This is a genomic window from Streptococcus sp. HF-100, assembly GCF_015594635.1.
Lineage (GTDB): Bacteria > Bacillota > Bacilli > Lactobacillales > Streptococcaceae > Streptococcus > Streptococcus vaginalis.
The window spans coordinates 103,206-122,127 of record NZ_JADNQV010000001.1 but is presented as its reverse complement, the minus strand read 5'-3'; the positions used below and the strand labels follow the sequence as shown (position 1 = coordinate 122,127).

At 39.8% G+C, this 18,922-nt stretch carries 15 protein-coding genes and 3 tRNA genes; 16 read left to right on the top strand and 2 right to left on the bottom strand.

What is annotated here, in order from left to right; genetic code table 11:
• Positions 1-88 precede the first annotated feature (88 nt).
• The 10 genes from IYQ23_RS00575 (at position 89) to IYQ23_RS00530 (ending at position 8,061) form a co-directional block, all read left to right on the top strand.
• A complete protein-coding gene (locus tag IYQ23_RS00575; protein WP_195673778.1) occupies positions 89-823 on the top strand; it encodes a DUF6261 family protein in 735 nt (244 codons plus the stop codon).
• 19 nt (positions 824-842) lie between these two features.
• Positions 843-1,664: an aminoglycoside 6-adenylyltransferase gene (locus IYQ23_RS00570; protein ID WP_195673777.1), complete on the top strand. Its 822-nt coding sequence runs from the start codon at positions 843-845 to the stop codon at positions 1,662-1,664.
• A 212-nt stretch (positions 1,665-1,876) separates the two neighbouring features.
• Positions 1,877-4,333 (top strand): DNA topoisomerase IV subunit A, encoded by a 2,457-nt coding sequence (gene parC, locus IYQ23_RS00565; protein ID WP_195673776.1) that lies wholly within the window; start codon positions 1,877-1,879, stop codon positions 4,331-4,333.
• A 122-nt stretch (positions 4,334-4,455) separates the two neighbouring features.
• On the top strand, positions 4,456-5,493 hold the full coding sequence (locus tag IYQ23_RS00560) for a branched-chain amino acid aminotransferase (RefSeq protein ID WP_259274346.1): 1,038 nt from the start codon (positions 4,456-4,458) through the stop codon (positions 5,491-5,493).
• A gap of 103 nt (positions 5,494-5,596) precedes the next feature.
• A complete protein-coding gene (locus IYQ23_RS00555; protein ID WP_022525869.1) occupies positions 5,597-5,827 on the top strand; it encodes a DUF2969 domain-containing protein in 231 nt (76 codons plus the stop codon).
• A gap of 52 nt (positions 5,828-5,879) precedes the next feature.
• A tRNA-Tyr gene (locus IYQ23_RS00550) sits at positions 5,880-5,960 on the top strand.
• 42 nt (positions 5,961-6,002) lie between these two features.
• Positions 6,003-6,074 (top strand) — tRNA-Gln (locus tag IYQ23_RS00545).
• A 161-nt stretch (positions 6,075-6,235) separates the two neighbouring features.
• Positions 6,236-7,435: a 30S ribosomal protein S1 gene (rpsA, locus tag IYQ23_RS00540; protein WP_003024424.1), complete on the top strand. Its 1,200-nt coding sequence runs from the start codon at positions 6,236-6,238 to the stop codon at positions 7,433-7,435.
• A gap of 82 nt (positions 7,436-7,517) precedes the next feature.
• A tRNA-Arg gene (locus IYQ23_RS00535) sits at positions 7,518-7,589 on the top strand.
• A gap of 67 nt (positions 7,590-7,656) precedes the next feature.
• Entirely contained in the window at positions 7,657-8,061 is a 405-nt protein-coding gene (locus IYQ23_RS00530; protein WP_003024427.1) for an NUDIX hydrolase, read from the top strand.
• A gap of 142 nt (positions 8,062-8,203) precedes the next feature.
• On the opposite strand, the gene IYQ23_RS00525 is transcribed toward IYQ23_RS00530, so the two are convergent.
• Entirely contained in the window at positions 8,204-9,187 is a 984-nt protein-coding gene (locus IYQ23_RS00525; RefSeq protein ID WP_003024429.1) for an L-lactate dehydrogenase, read from the bottom strand.
• Between the two features lie 199 nt (positions 9,188-9,386).
• Here IYQ23_RS00525 and gyrA point away from each other — a divergent pair, with 199 nt between their 5' ends.
• Both gyrA and IYQ23_RS00515 read left to right on the top strand, forming a co-directional pair.
• Entirely contained in the window at positions 9,387-11,834 is a 2,448-nt protein-coding gene (gyrA, locus tag IYQ23_RS00520; protein WP_229311883.1) for a DNA gyrase subunit A, read from the top strand.
• Positions 11,835-11,854: 20 nt separating this feature from the next.
• Complete coding sequence (locus tag IYQ23_RS00515) at positions 11,855-12,598, top strand: class A sortase (RefSeq protein WP_049508490.1); 744 nt, start codon at positions 11,855-11,857, stop codon at positions 12,596-12,598.
• 202 nt (positions 12,599-12,800) lie between these two features.
• Here the strand turns inward: IYQ23_RS00515 and IYQ23_RS00510 are convergent, their stop codons facing one another.
• Positions 12,801-14,117 (bottom strand): FAD-containing oxidoreductase, encoded by a 1,317-nt coding sequence (locus IYQ23_RS00510; RefSeq protein ID WP_195673775.1) that lies wholly within the window; start codon positions 14,115-14,117, stop codon positions 12,801-12,803.
• 360 nt (positions 14,118-14,477) lie between these two features.
• Here IYQ23_RS00510 and IYQ23_RS00505 point away from each other — a divergent pair, with 360 nt between their 5' ends.
• From IYQ23_RS00505 to IYQ23_RS00490, 4 genes are all read left to right on the top strand, one after another.
• Positions 14,478-15,686 (top strand): acyl-CoA dehydrogenase family protein, encoded by a 1,209-nt coding sequence (locus IYQ23_RS00505; protein ID WP_003024436.1) that lies wholly within the window; start codon positions 14,478-14,480, stop codon positions 15,684-15,686.
• Between the two features lie 96 nt (positions 15,687-15,782).
• Positions 15,783-16,631, top strand: a complete 849-nt coding sequence (locus tag IYQ23_RS00500) for a 3-hydroxybutyryl-CoA dehydrogenase (protein WP_195673774.1) — start codon at positions 15,783-15,785, stop codon at positions 16,629-16,631.
• Between the two features lie 15 nt (positions 16,632-16,646).
• Entirely contained in the window at positions 16,647-17,825 is a 1,179-nt protein-coding gene (locus IYQ23_RS00495) for an acetyl-CoA C-acetyltransferase (RefSeq protein WP_003030254.1), read from the top strand.
• 299 nt (positions 17,826-18,124) lie between these two features.
• Positions 18,125-18,904 (top strand): enoyl-CoA hydratase/isomerase family protein, encoded by a 780-nt coding sequence (locus tag IYQ23_RS00490; protein WP_003029670.1) that lies wholly within the window; start codon positions 18,125-18,127, stop codon positions 18,902-18,904.
• Positions 18,905-18,922: the final 18 nt, after the last annotated feature.

Sequence of the window (18,922 nt, the reverse complement as noted above, 5' to 3'; positions counted from 1 at the left end):
AATTTTTAGAGCAAAAGACGAACATTTACACGTGTTCTGAGCGATTTTAAAGCAAAAAACTAAAAAACACACGAAGAAAGAGGAGTTTATGACAAAAGAATACGGAGTCATTAGTTTAACGGTACGCAATTTGGAGAACAATGAATTTTCCCAGCTCATGACCGAGTCGAAAGAGGCGATTGCTGCTTTTAACAAGGCGCACAAGGTTGAAAGTATTTATACGAGTAAGCTGGAAGAGATGAGCCAGCATTTGGCTAAGTTTCAGGAGGGGCTTCATCAGACGAAAGCCAGTCGCTTGGTGACCAGTTTAGACCAAGCCGACCGCGAGCGAGACGATGCTTTGGGTACGCTGACTGCTTTGGTGCGGGCATTTTCACGGGTCAAGGAGACTGCGACCAAAGAAGCCTACGATACCTTGGCAGGCTTGCTGAAAAATTATGCAGGGATTGCGGCTGCCAACTATGAAAAAGAGACAGAGGGCATCAACCATCTGCTCCAAGAGCTGAAGAAATCAACCTATCAAACGGCGCTGGAAAAATTGCACTTGGAAGCTCATGTGGAAAGTTTGGTGACTGCGCAAAAGCGGTTTGAAGAAGCCTATAAAGAGCGCTTGACCGAGTTGAAAGGCAAAGTGCCTAGCCAAAGCAAGCAACTCCGCATGCAGCTACAAGAAATCTACGATTTCCTGCTGGATTTCACCGCTATCATGACCTACGCTTACCCAGAAAGAACGCATTACGCAGATCTTCGCGACCAACTCAATGCTATTCGTAGCCGTTACAAAAAACGCAAAGCGGTTAAGAAAGTGAAAGAAGCGATCTAGCAAAAAGGTAGGGACTTCCATGAGAACTGAAAGTGAAATATTGGATTTGATTTTGCAAACTGCAAAAGTCATACAAGCGGATGCAGTCGCTCTATCTGGCTCGCGGACAAATCCGAATGCTCCCAAGGATGAGTTTCAAGACTATGATGTGGTTTACATTGTAGATGATTTGGCTGCTCTGGTAACTGACCTTGCTTGGTTGGAAGCGTTTGGCAAGCGCATCATCGAGCAACATAATATACTTGACCATCGCCGTCTTTATCTGATGCTCTTTGAAGATGGCAATCGGATAGATCTGACCCTTTGCCCCAAGGAGCATATCAAAGAATGGGTGGATAGCGAAGCAGATTTCACGGTGCTGGATGACCCCCAGGGACTCTTTCAGCCCTATACACCTACTCCCAAACGTTATTGGACAAAACCAGCGAGTGCAGATGATTTTGCAAAATCGTGCAATGAATTCTGGTGGGTTTCAGCCTATGTTGTCAAGGGGATTCAGCGTCAGCAATTTGTGTATGCGGTGGATCATCTCTATGGTATCTGTCAGAAAGAATTGCTGAAATTATTGGCTTGGCAAGTGGCAGCAGATAGAGGAGTCATTGATGTCGGCAAAAACTACAAGTACCTGTTTGAGTTTTTGCCTGCTGAGAAGGAGGAAGAATTTGCCGCTTTGCTTGATTTTTCCAACAAAGAAAGCCTCATCCAGTCTTTACTGTCTACGCAGCAATTTTTCCACAAAGAAGCTCAGGTTTTCTCTCTCAAGACTGGTTTTCCTTATGATAAAGAAACTGCAGAAAAAATGATTCAGTACACTAAAGAAAAACTGAATCTAAGAAAGTGATAATCCACTTTGCTCATTCATAAGAGATGCCTCTTACATCAGGAAGCATTAAAAAAGAAAATTACAGAAAGGATAGTTTGGTTGTATAGCAACTGAACATGGGACTAAGACTTAGAAAAAAAGATAAATCGATTGGAGTTCATCGAACCCTGCATCGATTTCCTATTTTTCTACAGAAATTTTCGGCAAGCCGAAACGTCCCTTTGTATCTTATGAGTAACATTCAAAACATGTCCTTAGAGGACATCATGGGAGAGCGTTTTGGGCGCTACTCCAAATACATCATTCAAGAGCGGGCCTTGCCCGACATTCGTGACGGACTGAAGCCCGTGCAGCGTCGGATTCTTTATTCGATGAATAAAGACGGCAACACCTTTGACAAGGGCTACCGCAAGTCTGCCAAATCTGTCGGAAATATCATGGGGAATTTCCACCCACATGGTGACAGCTCCATTTACGACGCCATGGTGCGTATGTCTCAGGACTGGAAAAACCGTGAAATTTTAGTGGAAATGCACGGAAATAACGGTTCTATGGACGGCGATCCGCCAGCCGCTATGCGGTACACCGAAGCTCGTTTGTCAGAGATTGCTGGTTATTTGCTCCAAGACATCGAAAAGGGCACTGTGCCTTTTGCTTGGAACTTTGATGATACGGAAAAAGAACCGACCGTATTGCCGGCTGCCTTTCCCAATCTTTTGGTGAATGGGGCGACGGGGATTTCTGCTGGGTATGCGACGGACATTCCGCCTCACAATCTGGCAGAAGTCATCGATGCGGTGGTCTATATGATTGACCACCCCAAAGCTAAGGTTGACAAACTCATGGAGTTTCTGCCGGGCCCTGACTTTCCAACGGGAGCTATTGTGCAAGGGCGAGATGAGATTAAGAAAGCCTATGAGACTGGGAAAGGTCGCGTTGTCGTGCGTTCTCGGACGGAGATTGAAAAGCTCAAAGGCGGCAAAGAGCAGATTGTTGTCACTGAAATTCCTTATGAGATTAACAAGGCTGTTTTGGTTAAGAAGATTGATGACGTTCGGGTCAATAATAAGGTAGCTGGTATTGCGGAAGTACGGGATGAGTCTGACCGTGACGGGCTTCGTATTGCTATTGAGCTGAAAAAGGATGCCAATACCGAGCTGATTTTGAATTATCTCTTTAAATATACGGATTTGCAAGTCAATTACAATTTTAACATGGTGGCGATTGATCATTTTACACCGCGTTTGGTAGGGATCGTGCCGATTCTGACTAGTTACATCGCCCACCGAAGAGAGATTATTCTGGCGCGTAGTCGTTTTGACAAAGCGAAAGCAGAGAAGCGCCTGCATATCGTGGAAGGCTTGATTCGAGTGATTTCTATCTTGGATGAAGTGATTGCGCTCATTCGTGCATCGGAAAATAAAGCTGACGCCAAGGAAAATCTCAAAGTCAGTTATGATTTCACCGAAGAGCAGGCAGAGGCCATTGTCACTCTCCAACTTTATCGCTTGACTAATACAGACGTGGTGATTCTGGAGGAAGAGCAGGCGGAATTACGCGAAAAAATTGCCATGCTTTCTGCCATTATCGGCGATGAGCGGACCATGTACAATTTGATGAAGCGTGAACTGCGTGAGGTCAAAAAGAAATTTGGCAATCCTCGTCTTAGTGAATTGCAAGATACGGCGAATGCCATTGAGATTGATACGGCTAGTCTGATTGTGGAAGAAGAAACCTTTGTCAGCGTCACTCGTGGCGGCTACATCAAACGCACCAGTCCACGTTCTTTCAATTCATCAACGGTTGACGAGGTCGGCAAGCGCGAGGACGACCGTCTGATTTTTGTCAGCTCGGCGAAAACCACTCAGCACCTTTTGATTTTTACCAATCTTGGAAATGTCATCTATCGACCAGTTCATGAATTGGCAGACATTCGCTGGAAAGAAATCGGGGAACACCTCAGCCAGACCATTACTAATTTTGAGACCAACGAAGAAGTCATCTACACTGAGTTAGTGGATAATTTTGACGAAGGCACTTATTTTGCGGTAACAAAACTAGGGCAAATCAAGCGTGTAGAGCGAAAAGAATTCAGTCCTTGGCGCACCTATAAGTCCAAGTCTGTTAAATTTGCTAAATTAAAAAATGAAGACGACCAAATTATCACACTTTCTCCAATCAAGCTAGACGATGTTATGCTAGTGACCCAGAACGGCTATGCCTTGCGGTTCAATATCGAAGAAGTACCAGTTGTGGGCGCTAAGGCAGCAGGTGTCAAAGCTATCAATCTCAAAAAAGATGATGTCTTAGCAGCAGCTTTTATTGCCAATACTGATTCATTTTATATCTTGACCCAGCGCGGAGCGCTCAAGCGAATGGCAGTTGCAGATATTCCTGTGACGAGCCGAGCAAATCGTGGTTTGCAAGTGTTGCGCGAGCTGAAGTCCAAGCCACATCGTATTTTCCAAGCAGGTCCTGTCTTTGGAGAGCAACCTGCAGAACTAGACCTCTTTAGTTCAGATCATCCAACAGCAGAAGAAGAGCAGATTCTTTCTATTGTTTCTAACAAAGGAACGACTTACCAAGTGAATCTTGCTGACCTCGGTTTGTCTGAAAGAACCAGCAACGGTAGCTTTATCTCTGATACTATTTCTGATGAAGAAGTGTTCTCTGCGAATATTAAATAATTGAAAATCAGTCCAAGCGGCTGATTTTTTATTGTCTTTATAAACTGAAATTAAAAAATTTTCAGAATTTTGCAAAAAACTATTGAAAATATCTAAAAATAGTGTAAAATAAAAATCATAAAATTAAAAAGGAGAATGTTATGTCAGTAAATCTTGATTGGGAAAATCTTGGCTTTTCCTATATGAAATTGCCTTATCGTTATCTTGCTTATTATAAAAATGGTCAGTGGGAAAAAGGAGGATTGACTGAAGATGCAACTCTGCACATGTCTGAATCTTCTCCTTGTCTTCATTATGGGCAACAAGCTTTTGAGGGAATGAAAGCCTATCGCACGAAAGACGGAAGTGTACAACTATTTCGTCCAGATCAAAACGCGAAACGTCTGCAACGCACCTCAGACCGTCTCTTGATGCCGCAAGTTCCGACTGATATGTTTGTAGATGCTGTGAAGCAAGTGGTTCGTGCAAATGAAGAATACGTTCCGCCGTACGGAACGGGAGGAACCCTTTATATTCGTCCGCTATTGTTAGGTGTTGGTGACATCATCGGTGTTAAACCAGCAGATGAATACATTTTTACCGTATTTGCCATGCCTGTTGGAAATTACTTTAAAGGGGGCTTGACTCCAACAAACTTTATCGTTTCTGACAAGTATGACCGTGCTGCTCCTTATGGAACAGGTGCTGCTAAAGTCGGCGGTAACTACGCAGCAAGCTTGCTTCCAGGACAAATAGCGCATGAAAAGAAATTCTCTGATGTCATTTATCTAGACCCAGCTACTCACACGAAGATTGAAGAAGTGGGATCTGCAAACTTCTTTGGAATTACCAAAGACAACGAATTTGTAACGCCGTACAGCCCATCTATCCTTCCTTCTATCACAAAATATTCTCTTCTATACCTAGCAGAACATCGTTTGGGCTTGAAAGCTATCGAAGGAGATGTGCCAATTGATGATTTGGATCGTTTTGCTGAAGCAGGGGCTTGCGGTACAGCAGCGGTCATCTCTCCAATTGGTGGTATTCAGCACGGTGACGATTTCCATGTCTTTTATAGTGAAACAGAGGTTGGACCTGTCACTCGAAAACTCTATAATGAATTAACCGGCATCCAATTTGGCGATGTTGAAGCACCAGAAGGCTGGATTGTAAAAGTTTAAAAATTTTTGAAGCTATCTCTCGATTGAGGTAGCTTTTATTTTCACGTAGCACTTGCTAGTTTTTCTATTTTTTTGTAAAATAGAAACTTGAAAGAGGTATATGATGAGTAAAAAAGACAAAAAGATTGAAATCCAATTGGCAGATAGCAAAGTTAAAATAGGAACTGACCAGTACGAAGGTTATGTTTTATCTATTGGTAAAAAAGTCATTGGTCAAATTGCTGAGTTAGACGGGCAATTTGCTATCATAAAAAATGAAAATGTTGATAGTTTTTATAAAAAACTTGAAAATGCCGTGGAAAAATTGATTGAAACCTATAATTTGGGGAAATAAATGCTTGTGTTTTCCTTTCATCAATGGTATAATAAATACTGTTGATTATACAGGAGAGGTAGCGAAGAGGCTAAACGCGGCGGACTGTAAATCCGCTCCTTCGGGTTCGGGGGTTCGAATCCCTCCCTCTCCATGAGCGTACTTAGCGCTTAAAGGATTTTGTCCGCGTTCTTTTTGGGGTATAGCCAAGCGGTAAGGCAAGGGACTTTGACTCCCTCATGCGTTGGTTCGAATCCAGCTACCCCAGTTCTTAGGTAATATATCAGATAAATGGTAAAATATCTTAGGGTATTTTATTTCTTTATAGGGTGGGAAACGTTAAAGATAGTTCATGTCATTGCGGTGCTTAGGAAAAATATTTTAAGTATGTCAAGCAAGAAATGCTTGATTGTTGGAGGATTTTTTTAGATGAATGAATTTGAAGATTTGCTAAATAGTGTTAGCCAAGTTGAGCCAGGCGATGTCGTTACTGCTGAAGTATTGACTGTTGATGCGAACCAAGCTAATGTTGCAATCGCTGGAACTGGTGTAGAAGGTGTGTTGACCCTTCGTGAATTGACAAATGATCGTGAAGCTGACATTAACGATCTTGTAAAACCAGGTGAAACACTTGAATTGCTTGTTCTTCGTCAAGTAGTTGGTAAAGATACTGATACAGTTACTTACCTTGTATCTAAAAAACGTTTAGAAGCTCGCAAGGCATGGGACAAGTTGGTTGGACGTGAAGAAGAAGTTGTTACTGTAAAAGGTACTCGTGCAGTTAAAGGCGGTCTTTCAGTAGAATTTGAAGGACTTCGTGGATTTATCCCTGCTTCAATGCTAGATACTCGTTTCGTTCGTAACACTGAACGTTTTGTTGGCCAAGAATTTGAAGCAAAAATTAAAGAAGTGGATCCAAAAGAAAATCGTTTCATTCTTTCACGCCGTGAAGTAGTAGAAGAAAAAGCTGCAGCAGCACGTGCTGAAGTATTTAGCAAATTAGCTGTTGGTGACATCGTGACTGGTAAAGTTGCACGTATCACAAGCTTTGGTGCTTTTATTGACCTTGGTGGTGTTGACGGACTTGTTCACTTAACTGAATTGTCACACGAACGCAACGTTTCACCAAAATCTGTTGTATCAGTTGGCGATGAAATTGAAGTAAAAGTTCTTGATTTGAACGAAGAAGAAGGACGCGTATCACTTTCTCTTAAAGCTACAACACCTGGACCATGGGACGGTGTTGAACAAAAATTAGCTGCTGGTGATGTGATTGAAGGTACAGTTAAACGTTTGACAGATTTCGGTGCTTTTGTTGAAGTATTGCCAGGTATTGACGGACTTGTCCATATTTCACAAATTTCACACAAGCGTGTTGAAAATCCAAAAGATGTGCTTAAAGTTGGTCAAGAAGTAACCGTAAAAGTTCTTGATGTAAATGCTGATGCAGAACGCGTATCACTTTCTATCAAAGCTCTTGAAGAACGTCCGGCTCAAGAAGACAGCCAAAAAGAAAAACGTCAATCACGTCCTCGTCGTCAAAAACGCCAAGAAAAACGTGACTTTGAACTTCCAGAAACTCAAACTGGATTCTCAATGGCTGACTTGTTTGGTGACATTGAATTATAAGCAAAATAAAGGGATTGGAATTATGTTTTCAGTCCTTTTTTACTTGTTATTTTTTCATTTTTTGTGTATACTATAATAGTTGCCACCCTTAGTGTAATGGATATCACGTAAGATTCCGGTTCTTGAGATGGGGGTTCGATTCCCTCAGGGTGGATGATTGTTATCTGCTTATAAATCTTGTTATATGCAAGATTTTTTTATTTTTACAAGGGAGATTACCAATGCCTGTGAAATTGATTGTTCATGCTCTAATTGAAAAAGATGGAAAATATCTGCTCATCAAACGAAGTAAAATAAAACGTGGTTTGCCAAATATGTACCCAGAATATTGGGACATTCCAGGAGGTAGCGTGGAAGAAGACGAATTACCACGAGAAGGAGCTGTGCGTGAAACAATGGAAGAAGTTAATCAAAAGATACAATTAAGTTCGATTCTTCATGAGGATAGCTGTTATGATGATACAAAGGGCATCGTTTTTACGCGTCTAGTGTACAAGGCAAAATTGCTGGAATATAGAGAGGTTAAACTTGATTTGGAAGAGCACACAGCGTTTCGCTGGATTCGGGCGCTGCCAGATATGAAGGATGAAAAGATTGTTCCTTATTTAAAAGATATATTGAAATAAATTGATAAATATGTTTGATAAAGTAAGATTATATAAAATAAATGGATACGATAAAGTTGATTTGACGGCATCATGACTTTATCGTATCCATTTTAGATATAAAAAACTCCTTGATAAAACAAGGAGTAAGAAAGGAAATTCTTTAGTTTTTAGCTGCTGAAGCAAATTCTTCTTTAGAAAAAGCATCGTTGATGATATCTTTTAATTGTTTAGCAGAAGCTTGCATTTTTTGTTTTTCAGCATCATTCAACGGGATGTTTACTGGACGTACGATACCATGTGCGCCAACAATAGCTGGTTGTCCAATGTAGCAGTCTGTAACGCCAGGATATTGGCCTTCTTGGAATACTGAAAGTGGAAGAACTGAATTTTCGTCATCAAGGATAGCTTTTGTGATACGAGCTAAAGCAACTGCGATACCATAGAAAGTTGCACCTTTTTTATTGATGATTGAGTATGCAGCATCACGGACACCTTCAAACAGGTCAACTAATTCAGCAGCATTGAAGTTTTCTACGTCTTGAAGATAATTTTCAAGGTTGACACCTGCAACGTTGGCATGTGACCAAACAGCGAATTCTGAATCACCATGTTCTCCCATGATGTAAGCATGGACAGAGCGAGCATCTACATCTAATTTTTCAGCAAGTGCTTGACGGAAACGTGCTGAGTCAAGAGAAGTACCTGAACCAATGACACGTTCTTTAGGGAATCCAGAGAATTTCCAAGTTGAGTAAGTCAAAATGTCAACAGGGTTAGCAGCTACGAGGAAGATACCGTTGAATCCTGAAGCAACAATTTTAGTAACAACATCTTTGTTGATACGAAGGTTTTTTTCAACCAATTGAAGACGAGTTTCACCTGGTTTTTGTGGTGCACCAGCAGTCAAAACGACAAGATCTGCATCGTGTGCATCAGCATATTCTGCTGAATAAATTTTCTTAGGTGAAGTGAAAGCCAAGGCATGGCTAAGGTCTTCAGCATCCCCTTCTGTTTTTTCTTTGAAAATATCAACAATACCAAGTTCTTGGGCGATTCCTTGGTTGACAAGAGCAAATGCGTAAGAAGAACCTACAGCACCGTCACCAACAAGGATGACTTTTTTATGTTGTTTAGTAAGAGTCATTTTGCTAAACATCTCCTTTATTTTATTGGGGAACGTTTTCCCTTTACACATCTATTCTATCACTTTTGTAACATTTTGTCACGAATATAATACATATCATCTTATGTAAACGTTTTTACAATAGAAGGTGTTTACTGAAAAAAATCCCAATTTATGTTATAATGATATGGTCATATAAATTGAAGAGAGGCATTTTTTAATGCAGGATAATAATTTAGTAAATGTGAATTTAACGAGCGAAATGAAGACGAGTTTCATCGATTATGCCATGAGTGTCATTGTTGCTCGTGCTCTTCCGGATGTTCGAGACGGTTTAAAGCCTGTTCATCGTAGAATATTGTATGGGATGAATGAGCTGGGGGTGACTCCTGACAAACCACATAAGAAATCTGCTCGTATCACGGGTGATGTTATGGGTAAATATCACCCGCACGGAGATTCCTCTATCTATGAAGCTATGGTGCGGATGGCGCAATGGTGGTCTTACCGCCACATGTTAGTAGATGGTCACGGAAACTTTGGTTCTATGGACGGAGACGGTCCTGCGGCACAACGGTATACAGAAGCTCGGATGAGCAAAATATCGCTTGAAATGTTACGCGATATCAACAAAAATACAGTTGATTTTGCAGATAACTATGATAGCAGTGAGCGTGAGCCATTAGTTTTACCGTCACGTTTTCCTAATTTGCTGGTCAATGGGGCGACAGGTATTGCTGTGGGAATGGCAACAAACATTCCTCCTCACAATCTTGGTGAGACCATTGATGCTGTAAAATTAGTCATGGACAATCCAGATGTGACCACACATGACCTTATGGAAGTGTTGCCTGGTCCAGACTTCCCGACAGGCGCTTTGGTTATGGGGAAATCAGGCATTCATCGCGCTTATGAAACTGGGAAAGGTTCCATTGTTCTACGTGCTCGGACGGAAATCGAAGAAACAAAATCTGGTCGTGAACGAATTGTGGTTACTGAATTTCCGTATATGGTCAATAAAACCAAAGTTCACGAACATATTGTGCGGTTAGTCCAAGAAAAACGTATTGACGGAATTACAGCGGTTCGTGACGAATCTAACCGTGAAGGGGTTCGTTTTATCATTGAAGTGAAGCGGGATGCAAGTGCGCATGTTATCTTGAACAATTTATTCAAATTAACGCAAATGCAGACGAATTTTAGCTTCAATATGCTGGCGATTCAAAATGGAGTGCCAAAGATTCTGTCTTTACGCGAGATTTTGCTTGCTTATATTGAACACCAAAAAGAAGTGGTGACACGCCGGACAGTTTTTGATAAGGAAAAGGCGGAAGCTCGTGCACATATTTTAGCTGGTTTGCTGATTGCACTAGATCACATTGATGAAGTGATTCGCATCATCCGAAACAGCGAGACAGATGCAGAAGCGCAAGCAGAATTGATGGCACGCTATAAATTGTCCGAACGTCAAAGTCAGGCGATTCTGGATATGCGTTTGCGTCGTTTAACGGGATTGGAACGGGATAAGATTCAATCTGAATATGACGACTTGATGAAATTGATAGCTGATTTAGCAGATATTTTGGCAAAACCAGAACGAGTTGTTGCGATTATCAAGGAAGAATTAGAAGAGATTAAACGTAAGTTTTCTGATGAACGTCGTACTGAACTAATGATTGGTGAAGTACTGTCTCTGGAAGATGAGGATCTCATTGAGGAAGCAGATGTTTTGATTACACTTTCCAATAAAGGTTACATCAAACGGTTGAACCAAGATGAATTCACTGCGCAAAGACGTGGTGGTCGTGGTATTCAAGGAACAGGTGTAAAAGATGACGATTTTGTCCGTGAACTAGTTTCTACCAGCACACATGATCATTTGCTCTTCTTTACCAATAAAGGTCGCGTTTATCGTTTGAAAGGCTATGAAATTCCTGAATACGGTCGTACAGCGAAAGGTTTGCCGATTGTTAATTTATTGAAATTGGACGAAGGCGAAACAATCCAAACGATTATCAATGTTCAAGCCGAGCATGATGATAATTCCTACCTTTTCTTTACAACGCGCTATGGTGTTGTGAAACGGACAAGCGTAACAGAGTTCGCTAATATTCGTCAAAACGGTCTGAAAGCTCTGAATTTAAAAGATGAGGATGAACTCATCAATGTCTTTTTGACAAATGGTCAAGCAGATATCATCATTGGAACAAAAATGGGTTATGCTGTACGTTTTAACGAAAACCAAGTCCGAAACATGGGACGGGCTGCGACCGGCGTGCGCGGAGTGAATTTGCGTGCGGGTGACCATGTTGTAGGAGCAAGTGTCATTTCAGACGATCAAGAAGTGTTAGTCATTACTGAAAAAGGCTATGGTAAGCGTACTTTAGCTAGTGAATACGCTACGAAAAGTCGTGGTGGAAAAGGAATGAAAACAGCTAATATTACTGAAAAAAATGGTTCATTAGCAGGTTTGATGGCTGTGAATGGTGATGAAGATTTGATGATTATCACAAATACAGGGGTCATTATTCGGACAAATGTTGCCAATATTTCTCAAACAGGGCGCGCAACTTTGGGTGTTAAAGTGATGCGGCTAGATAAGGGAGCACAGATTGTTACTTTTACAAGCGTTGTAGCAGAGAATGAAAAAGAAGTGGATGAAGAATAAACTAAATAAAAGGAAATGTTATGTCATCAACAAGAAAAAAACATAATAAAAGAAAAAATATTCTGATTAACATTATTGCGACATTGTTAATCATTGTTGCACTTGCACTTATTTTCAACTCTTCTATTCGGAATATGATCATGGTTTGGCATACCAATCGATATCAAGTGAGCAATGTTTCAAAAGATAAAATCACTCAAAATAAAAAAGCCAAAACTAGCTTTAATTTCGATAAAGTTAAATCGCTGTCTACCGAAGATGTGATTAACGCGCAATGGAAAGCACAGCAATTACCAGTTATTGGTGGAATTGCTATTCCTGAACTTTCGATGAATTTGCCGATTTTCAAGGGTTTAGACAATGTCGGTCTTTATTATGGTGCAGGTACGATGAAAGAGACACAGCAAATGGGGAAAGGGAATTATGCATTGGCTAGCCACCATGTATTTGGGATTACAGGTGCAAGCAATATGCTCTTTTCTCCTTTAGATCGTGCTAAAACCGGAATGAAAATTTATCTGACAGATAAGGAAAAAATTTATACTTACTCCATTACTTCAGTTGAGAATGTAGCACCTGATAGAGTAGATGTGATTAATGACCGCGAAGGTGTCAATGAAGTGACTTTGGTGACTTGTGAAGATGCTGCAGCTACGTCACGAACGATTGTTAAAGGAACGCTAGAAGGAGAGACTTCTTATAAAGACGCACCAAAAGAAATTTTGAATGCATTTAGTAAAACGTATAATCAAATGCAGCTATAATAAAAACGAGGTGGGGACGATAATATCCCAGCCTCGTTTTTATGATGGAAATAAATAGTCACGCGATACTTGAGCAAGCTTTGCAAGAGTGAGAGAACGGGCTAAAAATTTTTAGTTTTCAGCCCTATCCCACTTTTATTTTTTGCTGAATGAAATTAAAATGGTTTATGACAATATTTTTGTCAAAGTGCAGAAGTCGTGATTAAATCGCAAATAAATCATTAAGATTTTCAGCCAAAGTTGGATGAGTAAAGATTTGTTTTGTGAAATAAGTATAAGGAATCTTATTGTCCATAGCTACAGTTAGAATGTTAATGATTTCTTGAGCACCTTGTGAAAAGATAGTAGCACCTAAAATTTCCTTGGTTTCGGTATTAACAACTGCTTTAAAGGCCCCTCTAAGATCCGCATTGACATGTCCGCGTGGCATGGCTGCAACTGGAATTTCTTTGGTTGCATAAGGCAGGCCTTGTTCTTTAGCTTGAGCTTCTGTCAAACCAATCTGTGCAAGTGGAGGAGTGATGAACATAGTAGTTGGTACATATTTACGATTTTCAAGTGTGTAGGAGCCATCACCGGCTAAGTAATTGAAAACGACACGAAAATCATCTAGCGAAACATAAGTAAATTGTAGTCCACCATTGACATCGCCAACAGCAAAAACGCCAGGAACAGTTGTTTGGCAATGCTTATCCACTTGGATAGCACCGCGGTCTGTAACTTGGATATCTGTATTTTCAAGTTTTAATGGTTCGATATTTGGTTTACGACCGGTAGCATAAAGCAAAGCGTCAAAGCGAAATGTTTCGTTTTTAGCAATGACAAGCACCTCTTCACCATCATTTTTCACTTCTTGAGTGTAAATATTTTGAAGAATTTCAATACCGTCTTCCGTCATATATTGTTTAGCCAAAGTGGCAATTGAGGGCTCTACACGTGGCAAAAAAGTATCAGCAGCGTCAAGGACAGTAACCTTACTTCCTAGCTTATTGAAAAGTCCTGCAAATTCAAGACCGATATTTCCACCACCAAGGATACCAAGACGTTTAGGTAATGTAGCAAGATTTTGAATGCCTGTTGAGTCATAAACATTTTTTGTTGTAGTAAGTCCTGGAATTGGTAAAACATTTGAGATAGCGCCCGTATTGATGACAATATTTTCAGCTGTTAGCTCTTGCTTTTCGTCGCCTGCTACAATTTCAATTACCTTATTGGATAGAAAATGAGCTTCTGCATCAATAATATCCACTCCAGCACTACTAATGGTTGCGTAATTTTTCCCATTAAGTCTGCTAGTAACCGCATTTTTCTCAGCCATTACTTCTTCAAATGATAGTTCTTTTTCTGCGGCGACTAATAAAGTTTTGGTTGGAATACAAGCAATATTGATACAAGTTCCACCGTACATAGCTTTGCTACGTTCAATTAAGGCAACCTTTTTGCCTTGGGTTGCTATTTTTGCTGCCAATGTTTTACCAGCTTTACCAAAACCAATAACAATTAAATCGTATGTTAACATGATTTTTCCTCCGTTTTTATAAGCATTGTAACATATTCATTTTGCAAATGCTTGCATTTTGCTCTGGAGGATTGGTAAAGGATTGGGGAAAAGAATTTCTTTGAAATTAGAGAAAATATTTTTAGAAATTCAATCATTTTACAAATAAATTTTTAGATTTTGCAAAAATTTTATTTGTAAAATCTTGTCTTTATCCTTTGAAAAGTCAGTAAAATCAATATGTATAATAGAAACTTATGGGACGATTAATTTTTCTTAAGTAGACACAAGATCATATCTGATATAAAATGTAAGCGTCAACAAATACTGAGCCTTGAAATGAAAGCGCTCTTATAACATTATTATAAAGGAGTCCATACTATGGCAACTAAAGAAGAAATTTTACGTGAATTATATCCTGAAGATCTTTTTCACTATGCAGACGGTTTGACACTAGGAGAAGCAGAAGTCTTACAAGAAACTCGTCGTTTGATTGAAAAACATCTTCGTCCTGTGATCAATGAACATTGGGAAAAACCTGATTTTCCATTTGAACAATTTTACACAGTTGCCAAGGGTGCACAAATTATGAACAATCCTAAATTGTTTGAGGGACGTGAAGGCAGCTACAAACCATCAGAACTTTATATCGCATTCCTTTACTTGGAATTGGCTCGCTTTGATACATCAATGGCTACCTTCTATACTGTGCATGGTGGACTTTGCTATAACACAATTTTACTCGGTGGTGATGAACGCCAACAAAAAGAATTTCTTCCTAAATTAGCAGCGTTTGATTGGCAAGGATGTTTTGCTTTGACAGAACCACTTTCTGGTTCAGACATTGCAGGTGGGCTTGCAACAACTGCTGAACGTGTAGGAGACAAGTGGATTATTAACGGTGAAAAACGTTGGATTGGTGGTTCAGATACAGCTGATGTTATTCCAGTATTTGCTCGTGACGTTGCAGATGGCAAAATTAAATGCTTTATCGTTCGCAAAGGAGCTCCTGGTTACGATGTAGAAGTTATTCAACATAAAATTGCACTTCGTTGTGTTCGAAATGGTCATATCACAATGACAAATGTTGAAGTTCCAGACTCAGACCGTTTGGTAAACATCAATGGTTTTGAAGATGTAGCTCGTATTCTTACATTTACTCGCGCAGATGTTGCTCATATTGCCATGGGTATAACTTGCGGTTCGTTTGTTGCAGCATTGAAATATACTACAAACCGTCAACAATTTAAACGTCCAGTTGCTAAATTCCAAATCATTCAAGAAAAATTGGCTAGAATGCAAGCGAACGCTGTGGCAGCTATTGCTTACTCAGTTCGTCTTGCTGAAATGCAAGAAGCTGGCAATGAATTAATGTTAAATTCTGCCCTTGCTAAAATGCATAATTCACTCGTTATGCGCGAAACTGTTGCCCTTGCTCGTGAAGTAGGCGGAGGGGATGGAATTACTCTTGAAACCGATGTTGCACGTTTCTTTGCAGACGCTGAGGCTGTTTACACTTATGAAGGTTCTCATGAAGTCAACGCTTTGATTGTTGGTCGTGAAATTACTGGCTTAGGTGCATTTGTATAATGACAAAGCAGGAACGGTTGAAGAGTATTCATCATTCAATCGTTCCTATTCTTTCATTTTAAACTTTATAATGTTAATATTAGATAGGAGAGAAAATTGAATATTTCAAAAGTGATGATCATTGGATCAGGTCAGATGGGAAGCGGTATTGCACAAGTCTTTGCCCAATCAGGCTTTACAGTGTATTTGAATGATATTAAAGACGAATTCGTTGAAAGAGGGATTGGAAATATCACCAAGCAATTAACACGTTCTGTAGAGAAAGGACGTCTGTCAGAAGCTGATAAAAATAGTATTTTGAGTAAGTTGATTCCCTCAACCTCATACGAAGATGCAAAAAATGTTCAGTTAGTTATTGAAGCAGCTACTGAAAACCGAGACATTAAGTTGAGCATTTTTAAACAATTAGATGAATTAACAACACCAGAAACAATTTTAGCGTCAAATACATCATCTTTGTCCATTACAGATATTGCAGCTGCAACTGTACATCAAGAACGAGTTATTGGTATGCATTTCTTTAATCCTGCTCCCGTTATGAAATTGGTCGAAGTGATCAAAGCACTTCAAACATCAGAAGAAGTAGTCAAAACTGTTCGTGAATTGACTGAAAAAATCGGTAAAACAGCAGTTGATGTGAAAGATTCTTATGGTTTTGTTGTAAATCGAGTGTTGATTCCGATGATTAATGAAGCGATTTTCATTCTTGGAGAAGGAGTAGCATCAGCTGAAGAAATTGATGAAGCTATGAAACTCGGAGCCAACCATCCGATTGGACCATTAGCATTAGCTGATTTGATTGGTTTGGATGTTTGCTTGGCTATTATGGGAGTGTTGAATAATGGATTTGGTGATTCGAAATATCGTCCTGCTCCATTGTTGAAAAAAATGGTTGAAGCTAATAAACTTGGTCGTAAGACCAAGGAAGGTTTCTTTAAATACTAAGGTAAGGAGCAAGAAATGAAAGAAGCAGTTATTGTATCAGCAGTTCGTACACCATTAGGTTCTTTTGGTGGAAGTTTGAAAAATATTTCAGCTGTTGATTTGGGAAGTTTGGTTATCAAAAGCGCGCTGGAACGAGCAAATTTGAAGGCTGAACAAGTTGATGAAGTGATTATGGGAAATGTTTTAGGGGCAGGACTTGGTCAGAATGTGGCACGTCAAATGAGTGTCAATGCAGGTATCCCTGTATCTTCTCCAGCATTCACAGTCAATAAAGTATGTGGTTCAGGGCTTAAAACTGTTCAGTTGGCTGCACAAGCTATCCTTTGTGGAGATGCTGATATCATCGTAGCGGGTGGTGCAGAAAATATGAGCCAAGCACCATATGTGCTGCAAAATCAACGTTGGGGCTCTCGTATGGGAGACTCTAAAGTTGTTGATACTATGTTGCGCGACGGTCTGACTGACGCCTTTAATGATTTCCACATGGGAATCACAGCTGAAAATGTTGCTGCACAGTATGATATTTCTCGTGAAGTTCAAGATGCTTTTGCTGTGCAATCTCAACAACGTGCTGTGGCAGCTATTGAAGCTGGACGTTTCAAAGAAGAAATTGTTCCAGTGGTTATTCCACAAAGAAAAGGTGAGCCAATTATTTTTGATACGGATGAATTTCCAAGAAAAGATGCCTCGTTAGAAGGTTTGGCTAAATTGCGTTCTGTCTTTAAAGAAGGCGGAACGGTCACAGCTGGTAATGCTTCTGGTATCAATGACGGAGCAGCAGCAGTTGTTGTCATGAGTTCAGAAAAAGCAAAAGAATTAGGCATCCCCGTTTTAGCAACTATTAAATCATATGCTAGTGCGGGCTTAGATCCCAAAATCATGGGTTGTGGGCCAATTTATGCCTCTCGTAAAGCACTTGAAAAAGGTGGCTTTACAGTTGAAGACCTTGATTTGATTGAATCCAATGAAGCCTTTGCAGCTCAAGCGTGTGCTGTCGGAAAAGAGTTGAATTTTGACCCAGAAAAAGTAAATGTCAATGGCGGAGCCATTGCACTTGGTCATCCAATTGGAGCATCAGGCTGCCGTATTCTGGTTACTTTGTTGCATGAAATGGAAAAACGCGATGTTAAACGTGGTCTTGCAACTCTTTGTATCGGAGGCGGAATGGGCACAGCAGTCATTGTAGAACGTTAAAAATAATTACCTACTAAATTTAATTTACCATTTGATTTTTTTACTCTGTCAAACAAATTCTATCTAAGACGTTTATCTTAAATGATTCTTAGTAGAATTTGTTTTTTTATTTTGAAAATCAAAAAGTCTTAGTATTTTTTATAATTCTATAAGTTTAACTTATAGAATTATAAATTAAGATTAAGTAGACGAGAGTAGAAAAATGAGATATCATAGCATTGTAAGCTCTTACATTTTGGGTTCAAGTATTTGTTGACATTATACTTAATAATTCAAATTTTATAAGTAGGAGCATTAAAATGAGTAAAACTGTTTTACTAGAAGTAAAAAACAGCATCGGCTACATTACGATCAATCGTCCTGAAGCATTAAATGCTTTGAGTTCTCAAGTATTAACTGATCTGAATGATGTTCTTGATCAAGTTGAACAAAGTGAAGAAATCCGTGTTGTGATTGTAACAGGGGCAGGAGAAAAGGCATTTGTAGCTGGAGCTGATATTAAAGAAATGGACGTGATGTCGCCAATTCAAGCTTTTGAATATATGACATTTGCAAACAATACTTTTACTCGACTTTCTGACTTACGTCAACCAACAATTGCAGTGCTCAATGGGTATGCACTTGGCGGAGGAATGGAATTAGCACTTTCGACAGATATCCGTATTGGATTTGAAAAGACAGTTGTTGGCTTTCCAGAAGTTGGCTTGGGCATTATTCCGGGATTCGCTGGTACTCAACGTATGTCTCGTTTGATTGGAACAAGCCGTACGAAAGAATTGATTTTCACTGCTCGTACAGTGAAAGGTCAAGAAGCCTACGAACTGGGAATTCTTAACAAGTTGGTTTCAGCTGAAGAACTGTTAACTTCAGCTGAAGAAATGGCTGCTGCAATTATGAAAAATGCACCGTTAGCAGTAGAGAAAGCTAAACATGTTATTCAGGTTGGTTCTGAACTTCCACTTAAAAATGCTATTAGACTCGAAACCGAAGCGGAAGCATTATTATTCTCTACAGAGGACAAAGTAGAAGGGATGCGTGCTTTTGTAGAAAAGCGCAAGCCTGTTTTCAATCGTAAGTAAATAAGTGGAGATATTGGT

Coding starts and splice junctions, on each gene's coding strand:
- IYQ23_RS00575 (WP_195673778.1), top strand. CDS start 89: ATGACAAAAGAATACGGAGTCATTAGTTTAACGGTACGCAATTTGGAG.
- IYQ23_RS00570 (WP_195673777.1), top strand. CDS start 843: ATGAGAACTGAAAGTGAAATATTGGATTTGATTTTGCAAACTGCAAAA.
- parC (WP_195673776.1), top strand. CDS start 1,877: ATGAGTAACATTCAAAACATGTCCTTAGAGGACATCATGGGAGAGCGT.
- IYQ23_RS00555 (WP_022525869.1), top strand. CDS start 5,597: ATGAGTAAAAAAGACAAAAAGATTGAAATCCAATTGGCAGATAGCAAA.
- rpsA (WP_003024424.1), top strand. CDS start 6,236: ATGAATGAATTTGAAGATTTGCTAAATAGTGTTAGCCAAGTTGAGCCA.
- IYQ23_RS00530 (WP_003024427.1), top strand. CDS start 7,657: ATGCCTGTGAAATTGATTGTTCATGCTCTAATTGAAAAAGATGGAAAA.
- IYQ23_RS00525 (WP_003024429.1), bottom strand. CDS start 9,187: ATGACTCTTACTAAACAACATAAAAAAGTCATCCTTGTTGGTGACGGT.
- gyrA (WP_229311883.1), top strand. CDS start 9,387: ATGCAGGATAATAATTTAGTAAATGTGAATTTAACGAGCGAAATGAAG.
- IYQ23_RS00515 (WP_049508490.1), top strand. CDS start 11,855: ATGTCATCAACAAGAAAAAAACATAATAAAAGAAAAAATATTCTGATT.
- IYQ23_RS00510 (WP_195673775.1), bottom strand. CDS start 14,117: ATGTTAACATACGATTTAATTGTTATTGGTTTTGGTAAAGCTGGTAAA.
- IYQ23_RS00505 (WP_003024436.1), top strand. CDS start 14,478: ATGGCAACTAAAGAAGAAATTTTACGTGAATTATATCCTGAAGATCTT.
- IYQ23_RS00495 (WP_003030254.1), top strand. CDS start 16,647: ATGAAAGAAGCAGTTATTGTATCAGCAGTTCGTACACCATTAGGTTCT.
- IYQ23_RS00490 (WP_003029670.1), top strand. CDS start 18,125: ATGAGTAAAACTGTTTTACTAGAAGTAAAAAACAGCATCGGCTACATT.